The sequence below is a fragment of the Methanosarcina sp. genome (assembly GCF_049706645.1).
GTDB lineage: Archaea > Halobacteriota > Methanosarcinia > Methanosarcinales > Methanosarcinaceae > Methanosarcina.
The window spans coordinates 16300-33488 of sequence record NZ_JBNAKP010000028.1 but is presented as its reverse complement, the minus strand read 5'-3'; the positions used below and the strand labels follow the sequence as shown (position 1 = coordinate 33488).

The 17189-nt window shown below is 42.2% G+C and carries 15 protein-coding genes and 1 tRNA gene; 5 read left to right on the top strand and 11 right to left on the bottom strand.

The window, feature by feature from the left end; all coding sequences use genetic code 11:
* Positions 1-67 precede the first annotated feature (67 nt).
* Together ACPK8D_RS11075 and ACPK8D_RS11070 are read left to right on the top strand one after the other, a co-directional pair.
* The gene (locus tag ACPK8D_RS11075; RefSeq protein ID WP_424717908.1) at positions 68-856 is read left to right on the top strand and encodes an ABC transporter permease; all 789 of its coding nucleotides are present in this window, start codon (positions 68-70) and stop codon (positions 854-856) included.
* A 1-nt stretch (position 857) separates the two neighbouring features.
* The gene (locus ACPK8D_RS11070) at positions 858-1622 is read left to right on the top strand and encodes an ABC transporter ATP-binding protein (RefSeq protein ID WP_424717907.1); all 765 of its coding nucleotides are present in this window, start codon (positions 858-860) and stop codon (positions 1620-1622) included.
* 108 nt (positions 1623-1730) lie between these two features.
* Here ACPK8D_RS11070 and ACPK8D_RS11065 read toward each other — a convergent pair whose 3' ends face one another.
* The 4 genes from ACPK8D_RS11065 to ACPK8D_RS11050 all read right to left on the bottom strand — a co-directional run bounded on the left by ACPK8D_RS11065 (position 1731) and on the right by ACPK8D_RS11050 (position 3285).
* Complete coding sequence (locus tag ACPK8D_RS11065; protein ID WP_424717906.1) at positions 1731-2159, bottom strand: polymer-forming cytoskeletal protein; 429 nt, start codon at positions 2157-2159, stop codon at positions 1731-1733.
* Between the two features lie 397 nt (positions 2160-2556).
* Positions 2557-2763: a TRAM domain-containing protein gene (locus tag ACPK8D_RS11060; RefSeq protein WP_424717905.1), complete on the bottom strand. Its 207-nt coding sequence runs from the start codon at positions 2761-2763 to the stop codon at positions 2557-2559.
* Between the two features lie 53 nt (positions 2764-2816).
* Positions 2817-3023 carry a TRAM domain-containing protein gene (locus ACPK8D_RS11055; protein ID WP_011033303.1) on the bottom strand — a complete coding sequence of 69 codons (207 nt, stop codon included), beginning with the start codon at positions 3021-3023 and terminating at the stop codon, positions 2817-2819.
* Between the two features lie 55 nt (positions 3024-3078).
* Positions 3079-3285, bottom strand: a complete 207-nt coding sequence (locus ACPK8D_RS11050; RefSeq protein ID WP_424717970.1) for a TRAM domain-containing protein — start codon at positions 3283-3285, stop codon at positions 3079-3081.
* 528 nt (positions 3286-3813) lie between these two features.
* On the opposite strand from ACPK8D_RS11050, the gene ACPK8D_RS11045 reads away from it, so the two are divergent.
* Positions 3814-3887, top strand: a tRNA-Lys gene (locus tag ACPK8D_RS11045).
* A gap of 685 nt (positions 3888-4572) precedes the next feature.
* Positions 4573-4743, top strand: coding sequence for a ribbon-helix-helix domain-containing protein (locus ACPK8D_RS11040; RefSeq protein WP_128506349.1), 171 nt, complete (start codon positions 4573-4575; stop codon positions 4741-4743).
* Between the two features lie 244 nt (positions 4744-4987).
* Here ACPK8D_RS11040 and ACPK8D_RS11035 read toward each other — a convergent pair whose 3' ends face one another.
* The 7 genes from ACPK8D_RS11035 to ACPK8D_RS11005 all read right to left on the bottom strand — a co-directional run bounded on the left by ACPK8D_RS11035 (position 4988) and on the right by ACPK8D_RS11005 (position 15437).
* Positions 4988-6022 (bottom strand): methionine synthase, encoded by a 1035-nt coding sequence (locus tag ACPK8D_RS11035; protein ID WP_424717904.1) that lies wholly within the window; start codon positions 6020-6022, stop codon positions 4988-4990.
* Between the two features lie 127 nt (positions 6023-6149).
* Positions 6150-7196, bottom strand: coding sequence for a methionine synthase (locus ACPK8D_RS11030; protein ID WP_424717903.1), 1047 nt, complete (start codon positions 7194-7196; stop codon positions 6150-6152).
* Positions 7197-7321: 125 nt separating this feature from the next.
* Complete coding sequence (locus ACPK8D_RS11025) at positions 7322-7732, bottom strand: hypothetical protein (RefSeq protein ID WP_424717902.1); 411 nt, start codon at positions 7730-7732, stop codon at positions 7322-7324.
* A gap of 318 nt (positions 7733-8050) precedes the next feature.
* Positions 8051-9760, bottom strand: coding sequence for an arginine--tRNA ligase (gene argS, locus ACPK8D_RS11020; RefSeq protein ID WP_424717901.1), 1710 nt, complete (start codon positions 9758-9760; stop codon positions 8051-8053).
* Positions 9761-9927: 167 nt separating this feature from the next.
* A complete protein-coding gene (gene prf1 / locus ACPK8D_RS11015) occupies positions 9928-11175 on the bottom strand; it encodes a peptide chain release factor aRF-1 (RefSeq protein WP_424717900.1) in 1248 nt (415 codons plus the stop codon).
* Between the two features lie 926 nt (positions 11176-12101).
* Entirely contained in the window at positions 12102-13130 is a 1029-nt protein-coding gene (gene twy1 / locus ACPK8D_RS11010; RefSeq protein WP_424717899.1) for a 4-demethylwyosine synthase TYW1, read from the bottom strand.
* Positions 13131-13388: 258 nt separating this feature from the next.
* Positions 13389-15437: a DNA-directed DNA polymerase II small subunit gene (locus tag ACPK8D_RS11005; RefSeq protein WP_424717969.1), complete on the bottom strand. Its 2049-nt coding sequence runs from the start codon at positions 15435-15437 to the stop codon at positions 13389-13391.
* 935 nt (positions 15438-16372) lie between these two features.
* On the opposite strand from ACPK8D_RS11005, the gene ACPK8D_RS11000 reads away from it, so the two are divergent.
* Entirely contained in the window at positions 16373-16930 is a 558-nt protein-coding gene (locus ACPK8D_RS11000) for a signal peptidase I (RefSeq protein WP_424717898.1), read from the top strand.
* Positions 16931-17189: the final 259 nt, after the last annotated feature.

Below are 17189 nucleotides of genomic sequence, written 5' to 3'. Positions count from 1 at the left end.
CTTTTCTTTTTTCTGAAAAATGAAGTCTGCCGGAAAGGTAAAAAAGTAAGAATTCTTTTAATTAGACATGAAAAGTAATTTCATAAAAACAATAGAAGAAAATGGTATTGAAGCATTGTCTCTCATAGTCGCAATCGCGATATGGCAGTTTGTAGCGGATAGAATTGTACAGAATAAATTTCTTCTGCCTAGTTTTTATGATGTAACTGCCTCTTTCCTTGCAATCATCGAAAGCGGGCTAATTTTCACGGATACATTGACAAGTCTGGTTCATTTCTCAATCGGTATTATTGCTGCGTTTTTTATAGGAATTCCACTCGGAATAGCTATGGGATGGTTCAGGAAAGCAAATCGGGCAATCGACCCTATAATCGAAATCCTGCGCCCGATTCCTCCCCTTGCCTGGATTCCCTTTGCAATCGTATGGTTTGGACTTACTCGCCAGGCTGCAGGTTTCGTAGTGTTTGTGGGAATGGTCTTTCCTATTATTATCAATACCTATACAGGTTTTAAAAATATACCGAAAGTTTATGTCGAAGCAGCAAAGGTTCTTGGCTGTACCCGAAATCTGGATCTTATACGTTATATTGCAATCCCCTCAGCTATGCCCTCAATTGTTGCAGGAATCAGGATTGCCATGGGAGTAGGCTGGATGTGCCTTGTAGCCGCGGAAATGTTCGGAGTTAGTGCCAGTGGGCTTGGGTATCAGATCTGGCACAATTACTACCTGCATAAGATGGATTTCGTGCTAGTTTATATGCTCCTGCTCGGGTTCGTGGGCCTTTTAATTGACCGCTTCTTCAGGTATTATGTAGACGCAAAGCTACTTAGATGGACATCAGGAACTGTGGTATGACATGGGCAGAGTAAGTGTAAAAAATGTTTCACGTGTCTTTACTAAAAGAGAAGAAAATGGTGGTACGGAAGCTCTACACGCTGTGAGCTTCGATGTTGAGGATGGAGAGTTTATCTGCCTTCTGGGACCTTCTGGCTGTGGGAAAACCACTCTGCTACGTATCACTGCTGGACTCGAAACCCAGACTTCAGGAGAAATTACACTCAATGGAGTCCCTATAACTGGCCCTGACCCCAAAAGGGGCATGGTCTTTCAGCAATATTCTCTATTTCCCTGGAGAACCGTCATCGATAACGTTACTTTTGGGCTTGAAATGCAGGGAATGAATGAAGCTGAGGCCCGGAGGCATGTGGAGAAATATATAGATCTTGTCGGCCTGGAACAATTCAAAAATAGCTATCCGTATGAGCTCTCCGGGGGCATGCAGCAGCGGGCCGCCATTGCAAGAGCTCTTGCCAATGAGCCCGAAGTCCTACTTATGGACGAGCCTTTTGGAGCCCTGGACGCCCAGACTCGAAATATTCTCCAGGATGAACTCCTGAAGATATGGGAACAAAAACACGTGACCTTCATTTTCGTGACCCATAGCGTGGATGAGGCGGTTGTTCTCTCGGACAGGATAGTGGTAATGACCGCAAGGCCGGGAAGGATAAAAGAGATCGTAGAAGTGGATCTGCCTCGCCCGCGATCCAGAACAAGTCCTGAGGTTAATCGTCTAAGGGATCGAGTCCTGAGACTTCTGGAAGAAGAGAGGTTCCACAGGTAAACTTTTACGGCTTTGACGGAGAGAATAGTAAACCGCAGTACGAAAATGTAAAGAGAATGAAAAGAGGGAAAGAAGAGAAAAAGTTAAGAACCTGTTGGAAACTCCCGGTTATTCTTCAGCCCGGATAATCACTTTCGTTAACGGCTCTACTTTCCTGACAATAACTTTTCCAATGAGTTCGAGCGTGCCTTCTGCTTTTACGGAGTTGAGAGTGCACCCGGGCCTGACGCGGATATCTCCCTGGCAGGCTGCGGCATTTATTTTAGCTCTATCAAGGAGGACAAGCTCAGAAGCCGTTTCGATATTGCCCAGAATTTTTGCTTCCGAACAGACAAGAGCACTTCTGGCTTTTACATTGCCCTGAACAATCGAACCTTTTCCGAGTTCAAGCCTGCCAGTTACCGTAAGGTTCTTCCAGAATTTCACTTCCTGCCCGACAATTACATTGCCGTCCAGAGTAAGGTCCTCCTCAAGAAAAGCTCGTTTTTCAATCACGTAAGTATTGGACCTGGGGTGGTACTTGATAAAACGAATCATTAGAAATCACTCCGGGCTACTTTCCCCGGCTATAGATGTAAGGTAAATATTTATTCTGTAAAGCATTTGCAAAAATTTTTTCAATTGGGTTCCCAAAATATGATTGAATATCTATTATATAATAGCATCGAATGTTCACTATCAGATGCCACGAATAAACAATTGAAGCATAAACAATGTTCTGAAAAGTAAATAAGAAACTTAATCCGACCAAAATAAGCTGAAAAGAATATGATTTGATCAAAATAAAGAACAGATTAAAGAAAAGTAATTCCGGCAAGAAAGATCCGGAGATTAATTAATGTATTTGGATGGAAAAGAAGCTGAAGAATTATATAGATATGATTCATATAGATATGATTCTTCAGTCTTGCTTTTTTCATTTGAAATATCCTGTTTATTCAACGACGCTGGCAAAACCGTATTTGGGAAGAACCCTTTCGATTTTAATCCGGACTTCATCGCCAACTTTGGTGCCCGGGACAAAGACTACAAAACCTTCGATACGGGCAATGCCGTCTCCCTGGCGGGCGAGATCCTGGATTGTTACATCGTAGACTTCGCCTTCTTCAACAGGAACAGAGCTGCTTTCGTCTCTGAACATGAAAACCATTCCCAATAACTTAATTAAAGTTAATATGGTTTATTTCCCTGCATTTACTCGACAACGCTTGCAAATGCGAACTTGGGAAGTACTCTTTCGACTTTAATCCGGACTTCATCGCCAACTTTGGTGCCCGGGACAAAGATAACAAAACCTTCAATACGAGCGATGCCGTCTCCCTGACGAGCAATGTCCTGAATTGTTACATCGTAAACTTCGCCCTCTTCGACAGGGACTGAGCGACTTTCTTCTCTGAACATGAAAACCATTCCTTTAATTTACTTAATTTAACGTGATTATTTTATTTCCCTGCATTTACTCGACAATGCTTGCAAATGCAAATTTGGGAAGTACTCTTTCGATCTTAATCTGGACTTCATCGCCAACACTCGTATTCGGGACAAAAACTACAAAACCTTCGATACGGGCAATGCCGTCTCCCTGGCGAGCAATATCCTGAATTGTTACATCGTAAGTTTCGCCCTCTTCAATGGGCACAGAAGTACGTTCGTCTCTAAACATTACATTCATTCCTTTAACTTCTATTAATCAGCTTAGGAAAGCTCTATCGACAGAAAAGAGTAAAAACAGTACTTGACAAGCCAAACTTGAGAACCCAAATTCAGGAAGTACACATTCTACTTAATCTATTTGATTAATTGATCCCCAACAGAGCTTCGGATAAGTCAATTAATTGGTCATACTCATATTCGCTTGTATATAACGTTTTGCTTTAAGATCTCTAAAAAAAGAAAAATAATGAAGTTAGGAAAATATCCAATTCCTGGTTTTCAGTCTTCTGATTTCTAATTTCAAAGATACTCAAATAAGGTCAACTCATCTAAAAAATAAAATTGATCCGAATAAAATATATTTATCTTTAAAGGTAAAATTTTCTGAGAAGCACCTTTCCTGAGAAAACCTGAGCAAATTCCATAAAGTTCTAATTCAATTTCGGAAAGATTCGAAGGACAAACGCCTGTGCCGAAACCTATAAATATTTAAAGTTACATTGTGAGAGTCGCTCATTCAATGAGAATAACAATGCGTGGGCCCGTAGCTTAGTCAGGCAGAGCGATGGACTCTTAATCCATAGGCCGGGGGTTCAAATCCCTTCGGGCCCGCTACCGTTATCTATTTTTACTGAACTTTATCTGTTCTTGTGGAGTTTTTTATTTGTTTGCTAATTCGTTTGCTAATTGCATTTATTCGATAATTCGATTTATTTGAAATCGATTTATTCAAGAATGTGGTTTATCTGGTAACTGGATTTATTCGAGAATTTTGGTTTTATGCAATAAATTACGGGTTTTAAGGCTTGAATACGGTATCGTTCAGCTTTTTTTATCAATATCTCATTATCTCCTTCTTTTCTGAGCCCGATAATATCCATCCCACTGGTTACAGCTTTACTGTTCGTTGTTTCTCTAATTATTGTGATAATAATGCAGAAAATACCTTTGATCAGGAAAATTGTGCCTTGATTTATCCTGAATTTTCTGGATTTCTTGATTCGTTTCGGATTCTTTCCGGATTTTGTCCTGAACTTTATCCTAATTCATCTTGAGTTTTGCCCTGAATTTTTAAATTTATATTTCCCAACATAGCTTTGCAAAATTCACAGATAAAAATAGAATGTAGAGAAGTTCTGCAAAGTCCGTTTTTTTCGATAGATCGAACTCTTAACCCAGCAGTTTATTCTACAGGTTTATTCCTTAACCTTATCTTGCTAAAAGAGCAGTAATATATTTGGAAACGGCTAATTGCTAGAATTGTCAAATATAAAATATCTTAACGGGTGCAGGTCTAATGCCAAAAGTAAGCGTTGAAATCCCCCAGGAGCTTCTGGATGACCTTAACAGGCATGTGGGAGATAACAAAAAATTTGTCAGTCAGTCGGATGCTATCCGAACTGCCATTCGAAAGATGCTGGATATGATGGATGATATAGATAGAAGGCATGGAAGACTCGATAAATGATTAGGAAAAATAAGTAAAAAACGAATAAAAACTCAAGACAGAACAATTATAAAAATAAATAATAAAAATTACCCCTTTGTTTCCACTGTGCTTTGACATCTGTCGGCTATTTTTTAAGAGATTTGACACTGTTGTATAGCTTCCACTGGAACGAAAAATGAAGCCTGAGAAATCAGGCTATGGAACTTTCAGGTTATGAATTTTCGATATAATTTCATATAAAAGCTAATTAAAAAGTTCAGGGTCAGAGAGATTCCCTGAAATCCCTTATACCCTGAGCCACATTGGAAAGCAGGATGAATGCTATCCTTTGGTTAGGCCAGGAGCCCAGCCCGCAGTCAGGACCTACGTACTTTATCAGGTTGCCAAAGCGCCTGTAATAAACCCTGAGTCTCTTGGTTATAGTAGCCGGGGTTTCAAGTCCGCTAACAATTTCCGGAAGATATTGCTGGTCTTTCCAGACGTTGGTGCAATATCTTTCATTAAGGATTCCTGCCAGTGTGAAAATATCAGTTCTTGCAATCCCGACCCTCAGGAAAGAATCCGTGTCTTCCAGTATTTTCCTGTCTATCAATTCCAGATAGGAAGGCGTGCCTGCGGATTCTACTCCTATAACGTTTATAGTAGGAGCCTCACAGGCAAGATTATAGTAAAGAGGAGAGTGAAGGTGAATCTCTACATCGGCTCCCCACTTACTGGCCGCTTTTGAAGCGTCGGTAAGGGCAGAGATAATATCGTTTTCATCAAAAGTAATCTCAGGATTCAGCCCTATACTGGGCTCATCAATAGAAACCGTTGCAATCTTGAAGTTTTTTGCAGATCTCATGGAGTTTCTAACAAAATTATTTACGCTTTTTGCAAAAAGAGAATAGATGTCCGTATACCGCGTACCCCCAAACTCTTTCAAATAAAGTTCGGTCGGACCGGTTACACAGATTCGGACCTTGAGAGTTTCCCCGAATTGTTCCTTATAGGCTTTTGCAACCTTCTCTATAGCCTCAAGCTCCTCAATCCTGGCACACTCAAGTTTTACCTCAAAAGGGTTGTCACAGCAGTTAGAATCCCGGATAACCTTTAAAAACTGTTCATTCATATCCTGATACTGGGGATAAGTAGGAACATCCACACCCGCATCTATCTTCTGCTGAAAGGCATCATTGATTACCGTAAAGAGTTTCTCATCTTCTGCTCTCGTTTTAAAGGCATTTTGGACCCACTCCTTACTTATTCCGTCAGGAAGGGGATAACTTCCAATATCGTCAAAGATGATTTCTTCCATATCCTCTTAGTATACCTTTGAGGATTTAGCGTTATTGGAAGACAGGAAAAATATAAAAAAATAGAAAAATATAAAAAAATGTTTGAAAAACTTAATTTCATCCGGCTATCCAGCTCATAGGAAAAAATTACTCTTCCTGTCTCTTCTTTTCTGCATTGAATTCATTAATGCCTTTTGCGGTATTCCCAAGCAATTGGAAAGCAAGTTCCTGATCCGGCCAGAAAGCCAGCCCGCAATCCGGGCTTGCATACTTTATCCGGTCTCCAAGCGCGGAGTAAGCTGTTTCAAGCCTCTTTTTTACGACCTCAGGGGTCTCCAGGTCGGTTACGATTTTCTGCATGTACTCCCTGTCTTTCCAGGCATTGACCCCGTATGTTTCGTTGACAACGCCTATAAGACTGGAAATGTCAGTTCTCGAAACTCCGACCCTGACGAAGGTATTTGAGTCTTCGAGCACTTTTTTATCCAGGAGGCTCAGGTGGGAAGGAGTTGCAGCATATTCAAAACCTATAACATTGATAGGTGTCTCGCAAATGAGCTTGTATTTTAACGGGGAATGCAGGTGAATTTCCACATCTGCCCCCTGTTTCCTTGCATAGGCAGAAGCGACTGTGAGAGCAGAGACAATATCAGCATCGGAAAACTGGATTTTGTCATTTATCCCGAGGCTTGGCTCATCAAGGGCTATGACTTTTATTTTGAAATTTTTGGCAGCTACAAAAGCCTGCTTTATGAAGTCCTCAATGTCCAGAGCAAGGACATGATAAGCATCGACATAACCCGTTGCACCGAATGCCTGAAGGTATAGATCTGTCGGGCCTGCAATACAAACCCTGACTTCAAGTGTTTTTCCTGTTTCTTCCCTGTACTGTTTTGCAACCTCGTCAATTATCTCCAGCTCAAGGATTTTTGCATTTTCCTCTTTGAGTATGTAAGGCTCATAACAGTTCTTTTCATCTTTAATGATGTCCAGAAATTGCCCGATCATATCTCTAAATTGAGGATAAGTGGGCACATGTACTCCCACACCGATTTTCTTCCGGAAAGCCTCCCTTACCACAGAAAAAAGTTTCTCATCTTCGTTCCGGTTTTCAGCCGCAGTCTTTACCCATTCCCTCGTAATACCTTCAGGCGTGGGAAGGCTGCCTCCATCAATAAAAATAATGTCCTGCATACCTGTTATGTAAGACAGTATCAAGTATTATAATTATTGGAATTAATTTGAATAAAAAATGCCAAAGTGAAGGTGGAAAGCAGATTTTATTTATAAACATCCTTTCGATGCCAATTTTAAGACACTCAATACCTTTTTTTGTATCTCCGGAGAATCTCGCTATTTACTTCAAAGGCTTTCTCATCAATGTAACCTTTTTCCTGGGCCCATTCAAAGAATTTTTCAAGGACTTTAACAGCTGTACCCGTGAACTTCTTGCCCCCTCCGACCTCAACTACGTAATCATCGAGAAAGTCCTTAATTCCGGATGGGGTGAGGTGCTCAGGGCCGAAAATATCGCAGTAACTCTTATTTTCGTGTTCTTGCCGGGCATTGTAAAGTTCTCTATCCTCCTCAGAAAAAGAATCTTCGGCACTGAATTCCAGGAATTCCTCGTAGAGAAGGATCACGTCTTCAAGGTCCAGAAAGGCATCAGGTTTCAAGCTGGCTTCCTGCTCATTCAAAAACGTCCTAAAAGCTTCATTTATCGTGGTCATAATATCCTGCAGCAGTACTTGTAAACTATAATTTTGTAAACTATCATTTTGTAAACTATCATTTTTGCTGCAAAAGATTTTATATTTTTCTCAAAGCTTTCTGTACGGAAATGGGCAGGTGATTTTCACCAGCCAGTATCTTAAGAGAGCGCCCGGGCAGCGCCTGGATAATATCTAAACGGTAAATAGAGAATAAATTAAGAAAGAATAAGAAAAGAAGAGAGAAAAGGCAGGAAAAGAAAAAGATAACGGGGAAGATTATCGATTATCTTCTATCTTTTATCTTCAACTTCTTCTCTTTCTATACGGATTTATCCTTTACATGGATTCGGGAGCTGCAATTCCAAGCGTATCAAGCGAGTTTGCAAGCACGATCCTTGCACAATCCACAAGGGCAAGTCTTGCAGCCCTGACTTTTTCGTCCTCGGCAGCAATTACAGGGACGAAGCGGTAGAACTGGTTAAAGGCATCGGCGAGCTCGCGGGCATAGATCGCAAGCACATGTGGTTTCAGTTCGCGGGCTCCAAGGTCAATTATGCTGTCAAACATTGCCATCTTCTTGATAAGATCGATTTCAGTGTCCTCGACCAGCAGAGCAGGCTCGATTTCTGCGGAGGGGTCCCAGGCTGCTTCTTCTTTTGCTTTCTCGAGAATACTGCAGGCGCGGGCGTGGGAGTACTGGATATAGGGGGCGCCCTGCTTCTCAAAGTCAAGAGCCTCTCTCCAGTTGAAAACCGTGGATTTCTCAGGGGAAACCCGTACTATATCGTATCTTACTGCACCCATTCCTACCATTTCCGCAACCTGTTTCTTGAACTCGTAAGAGGTTTCAGGACGACGGGTTTCGACCTGTTCAAAGGCAGCTTCCGTAACCCTGTCAAAGAGCTCATCTGCACTTATGAACTGCCCGCGGCGGGTGCTCATTGAGCCTTCGGGAAGGGAAACAAACTCGAAGATAACGACCTCAGGCTCTTTGATTCCGATTGCGTTCAGGGTAGCCCTGAGCTGGCCTGAAATCAACTTGTGGTCAGCTCCGAAAACATCGATTATGCGATCCGCTTGCTCGGCTTTCCATTCATGGTAGGCAAGGTCTCGGGTAGTGTAAAGAGAGGTGCCATTTGAGCGCTGGATAACAAGAGTTTTTTCAAACCCGTAATCCGAAAGGTCTACTACGAGGGCCCCTTTGTCCATTTTTGTCCTTCCTGTCGCCTTTATCCGCTCGACAATGTCGTGTACTGCACCGGATTTGAGGAAACTGGATTCACTGACAAACCTGTCGTGGGCAACGTTCAAGCGAAGCAGGGTCTCCTTGATTCCGGAAATCGCCAGGGAAACGGCTTTATCAAAACTATCGATTGTCCTGACATCCCCGGTTTCCACCTTTTCCATAAGGGCGTCGATTTCCTTTACGTAGTCCGGGTTTTTGTCCAGTTCGACATTGGCTTTGATATACACATCAGCAATGGCAGCATCAGGCTTTCTTGAAAGGTCAAGCTCGAAGCGTTCACATGCCCAGGAAACTACTGCGATCTGACGGCCCATATCATTGACATAATACTGTACCTCGACATCGTATCCTGCTCGCCTGAGAATGCGGGCAAGCGTATCTCCGATAATGGAATTTCGGATATGTCCTACATGCAGGGGACCGTTTGGGTTTGCTGAGGTGTGCTCAAGTAAGATTTTATCTTTTGGGGCTCCGCAGCCAAATTTTTCCTTCTCTTCCAGAACTGTGGTAACTGTTCTGTCCAGGTAGTGCCTGCCTGCATGGAAGTTAATATAAGGGCCTGAAGCACTCACTTCTCCTATGTATGAACCGCCCGGAATTTCGATTGCAGAAACGATACGGGTTGCAAGCTCCTTCGGGTTTTGCCTGTACAGGCTTGCCAGCCTGAAAGCGGCCCTGCTTGCAAGGTCAGCATGAGAAGAGGTTTCGAAATAAAGTTCGGAACCTTCGATTTCAAGTCCGACCTTTCGGATAGCGTCTTTTAAGATTGATATAGCCTGAGCTTTAAATTCCAGGAACAAGATAAATCACCTGTAAAAACTATGAAAACAATGTGATAATTTCGATTTACCGATTCTGATTTACAGTTTTAATCTACAGTTTTAATCTACTAATTTGATCAGTGATCTAAGGACGGTCTAATTAAAAAAGTATTGGATAAAAAGTATTGGTAGGAGTCTGGAGGAGATCAGACCCCGGTACTGTACCTGAGAATTGCAGCAATGCCACCGAAAGCATTCATGAGCTGCGAACCTTCATCAAAGTCCGTGGATACGAAAGTGACTTTTGCATTGCTCTTGTCGGCAAGTGCTGAGAGTTCGTCCACAACATCGGTAATATCCGTAACCTCAAGGGAAGCTCCACAATTCGGACAGTTCCCGACTGTAGGAGCATGTTCGCCTGGCTTCCAACGCCGTGTCCATCTATTTTCATACCCACAAACGCTGCATTTCGTGGTTACTCTTTCAGCCCGCAGGTCTTCGGAAAGCAGGAGCACATCCACAGCATTGATTTCAAGGTTTGCCCGTACCTGGGTTTCGCCATAGGCGACTTTGCCTGAGTCGGCAATCAGTTCTTTGAAGAAAGCCCTGACAGCGTTCTTCTGCCCCATGAGCTCAAGATCTTGAAGCTTATCTCCGGCATTATTTACCAGTTCTGAAAGCCCGGATTCGTCCGTATAGGCCGCATCAAAGAGCCCAAGGATTTTCTTCATAAGCTCGTGGTGTAAAAACTCTCCGGCGTAGAACTCCTCTTTCGTAGGGGAAGGCCCTCCTATCAGGATACCTTTGAGATCTTTAGGATCAACAGCAAGGAAAATCTCACTTGCAGCATCTCCTATTCTCTTGTAGAAATCATGGATAGCAATGAGCCTGAGTTGCTGGAAACGATGAGCACTCTGACCACCTTTTCTCTGCTTGCCCGGAACTGTTGAGGTCAGGTTGCGGAAAGCCTGGATTCGCTTTCCAACCAGAAGCCCTACTGTAGCTTCCCTGCGGTCAAGGACAAGAAGCCCGAAGGTACCTTTGTCCTTGAGCATATCCTCAAGAGGTTCAAGATAGAAAGAGGAGTCGCAATGATATTTATAAACAGTAATGGGTTCCGGAGGGACAATTACTTCGCTCTCCATGCTCGTCTTGTTGGCCCCGATATCCACGGCTCCTGTGAAATAAACGATTCCGTTTTCAGGAACCTTGTCAAGGTATCTGAGCCTTGAAAGGAGGGACTCAATGGCTCCCTGTACATTCGTCCTGGTAAGCTTGGACTTGATGTTTGCAGCCTGACCATGTTCATCTTTCAACTGGTTTGTAACGTCAAAAATCTGCTTGTCAGCAGGAATATAAAGAGAGATTAGCTCGGTACTTCTTCCCTTCTTATCCCTCAGGCTTTCAAGCTTCTTTTTAAATTCGTATTTTTCGTGTGCAGATTGTTCAGTCATTTTAAAAGTTCCCCGTAAAGAAAGTACAAAATTTTGATATTTCTGGTGAATTTGAGGTTGAATCCGTTATTGAGTTTGAAATTACATCTTTTCGATTGAAATTGATAAATTTAAGGCGAATTAAGCTAGCTATCGAATTATTTGAATTATGAATTATTTGAACTATGGATCAATTTAAGTTATCGAACTAACTTAAACTGTTGAACCTGTTTGAAGTTGTCAATGGGATTATTGAACCTTCCTGAGATTCCCGGATTTGAAAGCATATTTGAGAGTTTCAACCTTGACATTTTCGAGGTGAGATCTTAATAAGTTTTGTTGTTCAGTCCACCATTCGTTTAGCTTTTCGGTTAGCTTAACAAGGGTTAACAGAGGATTTGAAACAACAAATCACACAGCGAGTTCCTGTCTCAACCGAAAGCTGAATGTAAAAACCGTTCCGAACACGAAAAACCGAAAGTAAGAGTACGCCTGCCAGAAAAGCCGACACCGCGAAACTCCGGTAAAAAGCCAGCTCTCGTAATGCGTAACCTAATCTGTTTCGTGCTCTGTTGATATCACTAGATATGAGACATAATTTTACTCAAACTGTATCTAATTGATTTAAAATGAATTAATCTCTAATGGAATTATATGCTAATTGAAACCTGAGTTTATATTTGTTTCCATTCCCTAACTCATTTTATATATTCACACACATATAAAAATCTTCCTGTATTTTCCTCATTAAAGTTGCCAGTTGTCAATGTAGAAGGTTTGGGTAAGTCAAGGCTGGATTAGTCATTACTGAATAAGTAAAGATTGGGTGTATTAAGGCTGGGTAGGCCATCATTGGACATATCAAGGCTTTATTGGCCATTATTGGGCATATTAAGACTGAAAACGTCAAAGTTGAGCAAATAAGAGTTGAATTCGTCAAGGAAGGATTAATCAGGGCAGGAAAGCTTTTTAACAGGAGATTTCTTTCCATCCTTTGAGAGCAGGACTACCCTGCTGATTTCAGACTCATCTGCGATTTCATACCCAAGGTGTTTTGCAAGTCCCTGTGAGAATTTCAGGACTTCTTCGTGAGTCGGCATCGCAGATCGGTCAAGTCGGAGCCGTGAGAAACCCAGATGCATATATGCTTTTATCTCCACAAAGTCAGGAGAGGCTTTTTCGATAAGCCTGGCATAAGCCTCTGGCTTGAACATATTTTTACCCTTGACCAGAGTGGTCCGGATGACTGTCCTTGATTTCTTCTGCTTCATTATGGACAGGGATTCATTGATTTTTTCCCAGAGTGCAGGTGATCTGGGCTGGCAGACCTTCAGGTAAGTCTCAATATCCGGGGCATCAAGACTCATGTAGAGCTGGGAAGGGGAAATTTTTGCAAGCATCTCCGGGACTGTGCCGTTTGTAACAAGAAAAGTCGTAAAACCTCTTTTTTCGTACTCCTCGATAAGCTCCGGGAGATAAGGGTAAAAGGTCGGCTCTCCGGATAGGGAGATTGCAACATTGTTCGGCTCATTGCCTTCAAGCCAGCGTTCCTTAAGTGCATTCGGAGAACCGCCAAAACCCGTGATTAACTTACGCTGGCAGGTAATGCTTTCTTCCACTATCTTCTCAGGCGAATCCCACTCCTCGGGCGCCGGAACAGGAACTTCAGTCGGGCGCCAGCAGAAAAGGCAGCGCTGATTGCACATAAGCGTCGGAGTCATCTGAAGGCAGCGATGGGACTGAACTCCGTAGAACTTCGATTTATAGCAAAAGCCCTGACCATTCATAGCGTGCCTGAGCCAGAGACAGGTCTTAACAGCCGAGTGGCGGCCTGCCAGAGCATAGCCCTGTTTTTTCAGGAGGGTTTTGAAATCAGGGATGTCAAAGGGAAGAAAATTAGACTCTTCATCCCGATTTCCGTCCTGAATCTCCGGAAAATTTTCTCCGGCATTTTCCTTTATTTCTTCCAGCGGCATCTTCCGCATATTAAATCTTTGTGGTATATATAAGGATCGGAAAATAATTTTGGAGAGGGCTTCAGCAGTCCCATATAATCGGCTATAACCTGTAGTAGTCTAATCTTACCAGTAGCCCGAACAATTCGGCTCTCCATTAAAGTTCAGTCAAATCCAATGAAGTTCGATCAAAATTATCAAATTCAATCAAAGTTCGATCAGAGTTCGATCAAAGTTCAGTCAAAATCGATTAAAATTCAATCAAAATTCAATAAAAGTTCAGTCAAACGCAAGAATCTTTACATCAAAATCCCCAAGATCCACAATCGGGACTTTAGCAGGGACAGGCACCAGATTTACACGTTTCTGGAACTCGGTCTGGTCCTGCCAGGTTCCGGAATTGACCAGAAGGACATTTTTATAGCGCTGGACTCCCAGGGTGTGGACGTGGCCTGTATGGATAATATCAGGCACAGGATCGATGATAAAATAATCTTTTTTCTCAGGGGATATGGAAACCCTGCTCCCATAGGTTGGAGCAAGGTGCCTGCGTTTCAGCATCTCAAGGACTGCCCCTGCAGGTTCCTGATACGAAACCCCGGGGATACTTGCCACAAGATCATCAATCGATCTGCCGTGATAGATAAGAACGCGGATACCGTCAAGCTCCACTAGAGCAGGATTGCCAACGAAAATTACATTCTGAGGAAAATCCGCCTGAATACTTTCCGGCAGGGCAGGCTGGGGTTCTGCCTGGCGAACCGCATCGTGGTTGCCAGGACTTATGATTACACGAATGTGTTCGGGAATTTCCCTAAAATACTCGGCAGCCTTCCTGTACTGTTCGTAGACGTTCAGTATGTCCAGTTCTATTTCCTGGTCAGGATAGATCCCTATCCCATCAACAAGGTCTCCTGCAACAACAAGATAACGGATACTGGCCGCAAGTTCCCGCATACTCTCAGAGTCCGATTCTCCTTTTAAAAAATCCAGGAAATCAAGCCAGGCATCTTCCAGAAACTGGGAACTGCCCACATGTACATCCGAAATCAGTACGGCCTTTCCGTGACTTCCGGTTCTGCGCTGGACATTATTCGGGACATCAGGTTGTATTAGCTTTGTAACAAGCATAAGGCTTCCATCATTGGTTACCGAACCCGCTACCCCTATGACCTCATCGAGGAGAATTCTTGATGCCAGTTCAAAGAGTTCTTTATCGGAATTCCGAATGAGGACTGGAAAAGAGCCTGTCGGATCCTCCAGAGAAAGAATTTTGTGGCCGTTTGTTGTGTTGCTGATATCCGAAACCATGCCTATAATCGAGATTTCTTCAGAACCTCCATCGCTTCCCCGGCGGAAACTTCTCCTTTTTAAACTTTCGATTGGGCGTGCGTTAGTCCTTCCCCGGATAATTTCCGAAAGCCTGCTGTACCTATCCCTGAAATACTGCACAAATTGCATATATTCTCCAACGCAGGTGGAACGTCCTGTTATATCCGAAATTACGGTGACAGGATTTCTGCCCGGGTAGTGTTTGTACTCATCCCTGGAGCCGGAGAATAACCCGTTGCCAGAACCGGAAGAAGACGGGTCTGCCCTGAAAATCCGATTTGAGGGAGAGGGGGGAAGAGAGTTTCCCTGTCCGAAAAAAGAAGAGGCTGACCTGTTTACAGCCTGGGAGGAATGAGAGGAAAAAGCCTGAGGCGATGCCTTTACTGAAGAAAGGGAGTGCGGGGCAGGATAAAGGGCCGAAACTTCCTCAGAGGAAACAGTACCTTGCCGGGTATCCGAAACTGGTTCATAAGCCATATCAGGAACTATCTTATCCGAAGCCATATTGTCCGGTACAATATCCGGAACTGAAAAAGCATCAGAAGCAGGGTCTTGAGACGATTTTATAATCCAGTCAGAGACCGAAATAACAGCATCGGGTTCTGAGGAAAGAGCCGATTCGGGAGGGAGATAAAGCTCGGAAGAAGGATCAGTCTTTAAAAAGAGATCCGGCTCGGGAGACGGGTTGCCTGACCTGGAAGAGAGTACGGAGGCCCCGGAAAGAATTTTCCTTTCTTCTAGATAGGGGGCCTGTATTTTATTAGAAGGTAACTCTCCTGAAGAAGTTTCGAAACCTGGATTTTTTCCATTTTCCGTGTAAATCAGCTTTGAAGGCTTTCCGGAGGTGGCAAAACCTTCAAGATCTATGTCTTCGATCCCTATGACAATAACAGAGTCATTTATAGTTGAGAGGACATATTTGAGCAGTTCTTCGGGAGAGTTACTGGAATGGATAAGCTCCACGGCTTCAGGGCTGATCTGGTACTCTTTTTCCATAACAGCCCTTATAATATTATTTTTTTCCATAATTCCGACCTGACCTTTCTGAACTGATCTGAGCTCTTCCAGGTCTTTCGTCCCTGGTCTGGCACCAGAACCAATCTTACTCCTGACCTGGAAAGGCTAAATCAAAAGCCTGCTTAAAATATAAAAATTAATAAGATACGAGTAAATATGTTTAATAAGACACGAAATTAATGTATTAAATTAACTTGTTACCATAAAAAAATCTCAGGAAACTTTTGTATGTTTCGATAGAATACTTATAGTTATTAACTCCTATCTATTGTAGACGGATCTCAATTTCTACTCTGATAGAAGCTCTTGATCCTATCTGTTGCAGAAAGAACTTCAATTCTTTCTGTTAATGAACGGATTTTAACTCCGATCTATTGCAGAACAGATTTTAATTCCTGTCTAATGTGGAATTGGTCTTATTTCCTGTCTAGTGTGGAATTGGTCTTATTTTCTGTTTAACATAGAATGAATGAGTTTGCTTATGGTTTATCAAAAAATTACAAACTATTATAATAAACAATAATATTGAATAATAAATTAGTTAATTGAAAATTAATATAGAATAAAAACAAATCTTCAGTAAATCTACTGAGAGGACCCAATAAACTAATTTTTCGACTAACTTTATATAAGTCAAAACAGTAGAATGTAGCGCTGTATAATAATAGTTCTGCAGCTGCATTATATCCTGAGGATTGTGCTATTAATCTGAAGTCGCAATAAGTTCAATTAAATAACTCCTTTAAATCAAATAACTCCGTTAAATTAAATAACTCAATTAAATCAAAACTCGGTTAAATTTAAACTCCGTTAAGTTATAACTGAGTTAAATCGAATAAATTTCGGCCAAAAAGACCGGACGAAATGTAATGCAGCACCCTAAAAGAATAAAATCAAAAGAATAAAGGCTGATTATGAGCGAAATTAATAAGGAAATCAGTGTCCAGGAACAGGAAAACCCCTGGGTTTCCCTTGGAAAGGATTTGCTGTCTGTTGTGGCTGTCCTGATTATTTTCATGGTTCTTTCCAAGCTGGCATTCGGACTCTGGACTCCTATGGTTGCGGTGGAGTCGGGGAGTATGGAACCGCATATGCAGGTAGGAGATATTATTTTCATCAAAAGCGTCGATCGAGTGAATATTATCACGAATGAGGAAGGAAAAAATACAGGTTATACATCTTTTGAAAATTATGGAGATGTAATTCTTTACCGCCCGTATGGCGAGCAAGGGGTAACCCCGATAATTCATAGGGCTATGTATAGAGTAGAAACCGGAGAGCGTATGTGGGAGAACGGTCCCATTGCTCCGTACTCCGGCTATATTACCAAAGGAGACAATGTTATAACCAACACGCACTTTGACCAGGAAGGGCAGATAAGCTACGAGATGCCCGTAAAAGACGAATGGATTATAGGGACTGCACAGTACAGGATTCCTTATCTGGGGTATATCAGGCTGTTCTTCTCATGAGCCAGGTCTTTATGACCGCTCAACCTATTTTTTAAGCCCCTGAACCATTTTTCTTTACTAATTGGTTCAAGCATCTTATTTTTTATTTTTTGCAGCATCAGATTCGTATTTAGATTCGTGTTTAGATTCGTGTTCAAACTAGTGATTAGATTCGCTTTCAAACTAGTGATTTGTATTTTATCTTACTCTTATAATTTCTCAATAATTAGGCTTTAACCAATTATGCGAATTTTTTGCAAAAAATTGTTTGGACTTTTGG

Coding starts and splice junctions, on each gene's coding strand:
- ACPK8D_RS11025 (WP_424717902.1), bottom strand. CDS start 7,732: ATGACCACGATAAATGAAGCTTTTAGGACGTTTTTGAATGAGCAGGAA.
- ACPK8D_RS11040 (WP_128506349.1), top strand. CDS start 4,573: ATGCCAAAAGTAAGCGTTGAAATCCCCCAGGAGCTTCTGGATGACCTT.
- ACPK8D_RS11060 (WP_424717905.1), bottom strand. CDS start 2,763: ATGTTCAGAGACGAAAGCAGCTCTGTTCCTGTTGAAGAAGGCGAAGTC.
- twy1 (WP_424717899.1), bottom strand. CDS start 13,130: ATGCCGCTGGAAGAAATAAAGGAAAATGCCGGAGAAAATTTTCCGGAG.
- ACPK8D_RS11030 (WP_424717903.1), bottom strand. CDS start 7,196: ATGCAGGACATTATTTTTATTGATGGAGGCAGCCTTCCCACGCCTGAA.
- ACPK8D_RS11005 (WP_424717969.1), bottom strand. CDS start 15,437: ATGGAAAAAGAGTACCAGATCAGCCCTGAAGCCGTGGAGCTTATCCAT.
- ACPK8D_RS11000 (WP_424717898.1), top strand. CDS start 16,373: ATGAGCGAAATTAATAAGGAAATCAGTGTCCAGGAACAGGAAAACCCC.
- ACPK8D_RS11075 (WP_424717908.1), top strand. CDS start 68: ATGAAAAGTAATTTCATAAAAACAATAGAAGAAAATGGTATTGAAGCA.
- ACPK8D_RS11070 (WP_424717907.1), top strand. CDS start 858: ATGGGCAGAGTAAGTGTAAAAAATGTTTCACGTGTCTTTACTAAAAGA.
- ACPK8D_RS11050 (WP_424717970.1), bottom strand. CDS start 3,285: ATGTTTAGAGACGAACGTACTTCTGTGCCCATTGAAGAGGGCGAAACT.
- prf1 (WP_424717900.1), bottom strand. CDS start 11,175: ATGACTGAACAATCTGCACACGAAAAATACGAATTTAAAAAGAAGCTT.
- ACPK8D_RS11055 (WP_011033303.1), bottom strand. CDS start 3,023: ATGTTCAGAGAAGAAAGTCGCTCAGTCCCTGTCGAAGAGGGCGAAGTT.
- ACPK8D_RS11035 (WP_424717904.1), bottom strand. CDS start 6,022: ATGGAAGAAATCATCTTTGACGATATTGGAAGTTATCCCCTTCCTGAC.
- ACPK8D_RS11065 (WP_424717906.1), bottom strand. CDS start 2,159: ATGATTCGTTTTATCAAGTACCACCCCAGGTCCAATACTTACGTGATT.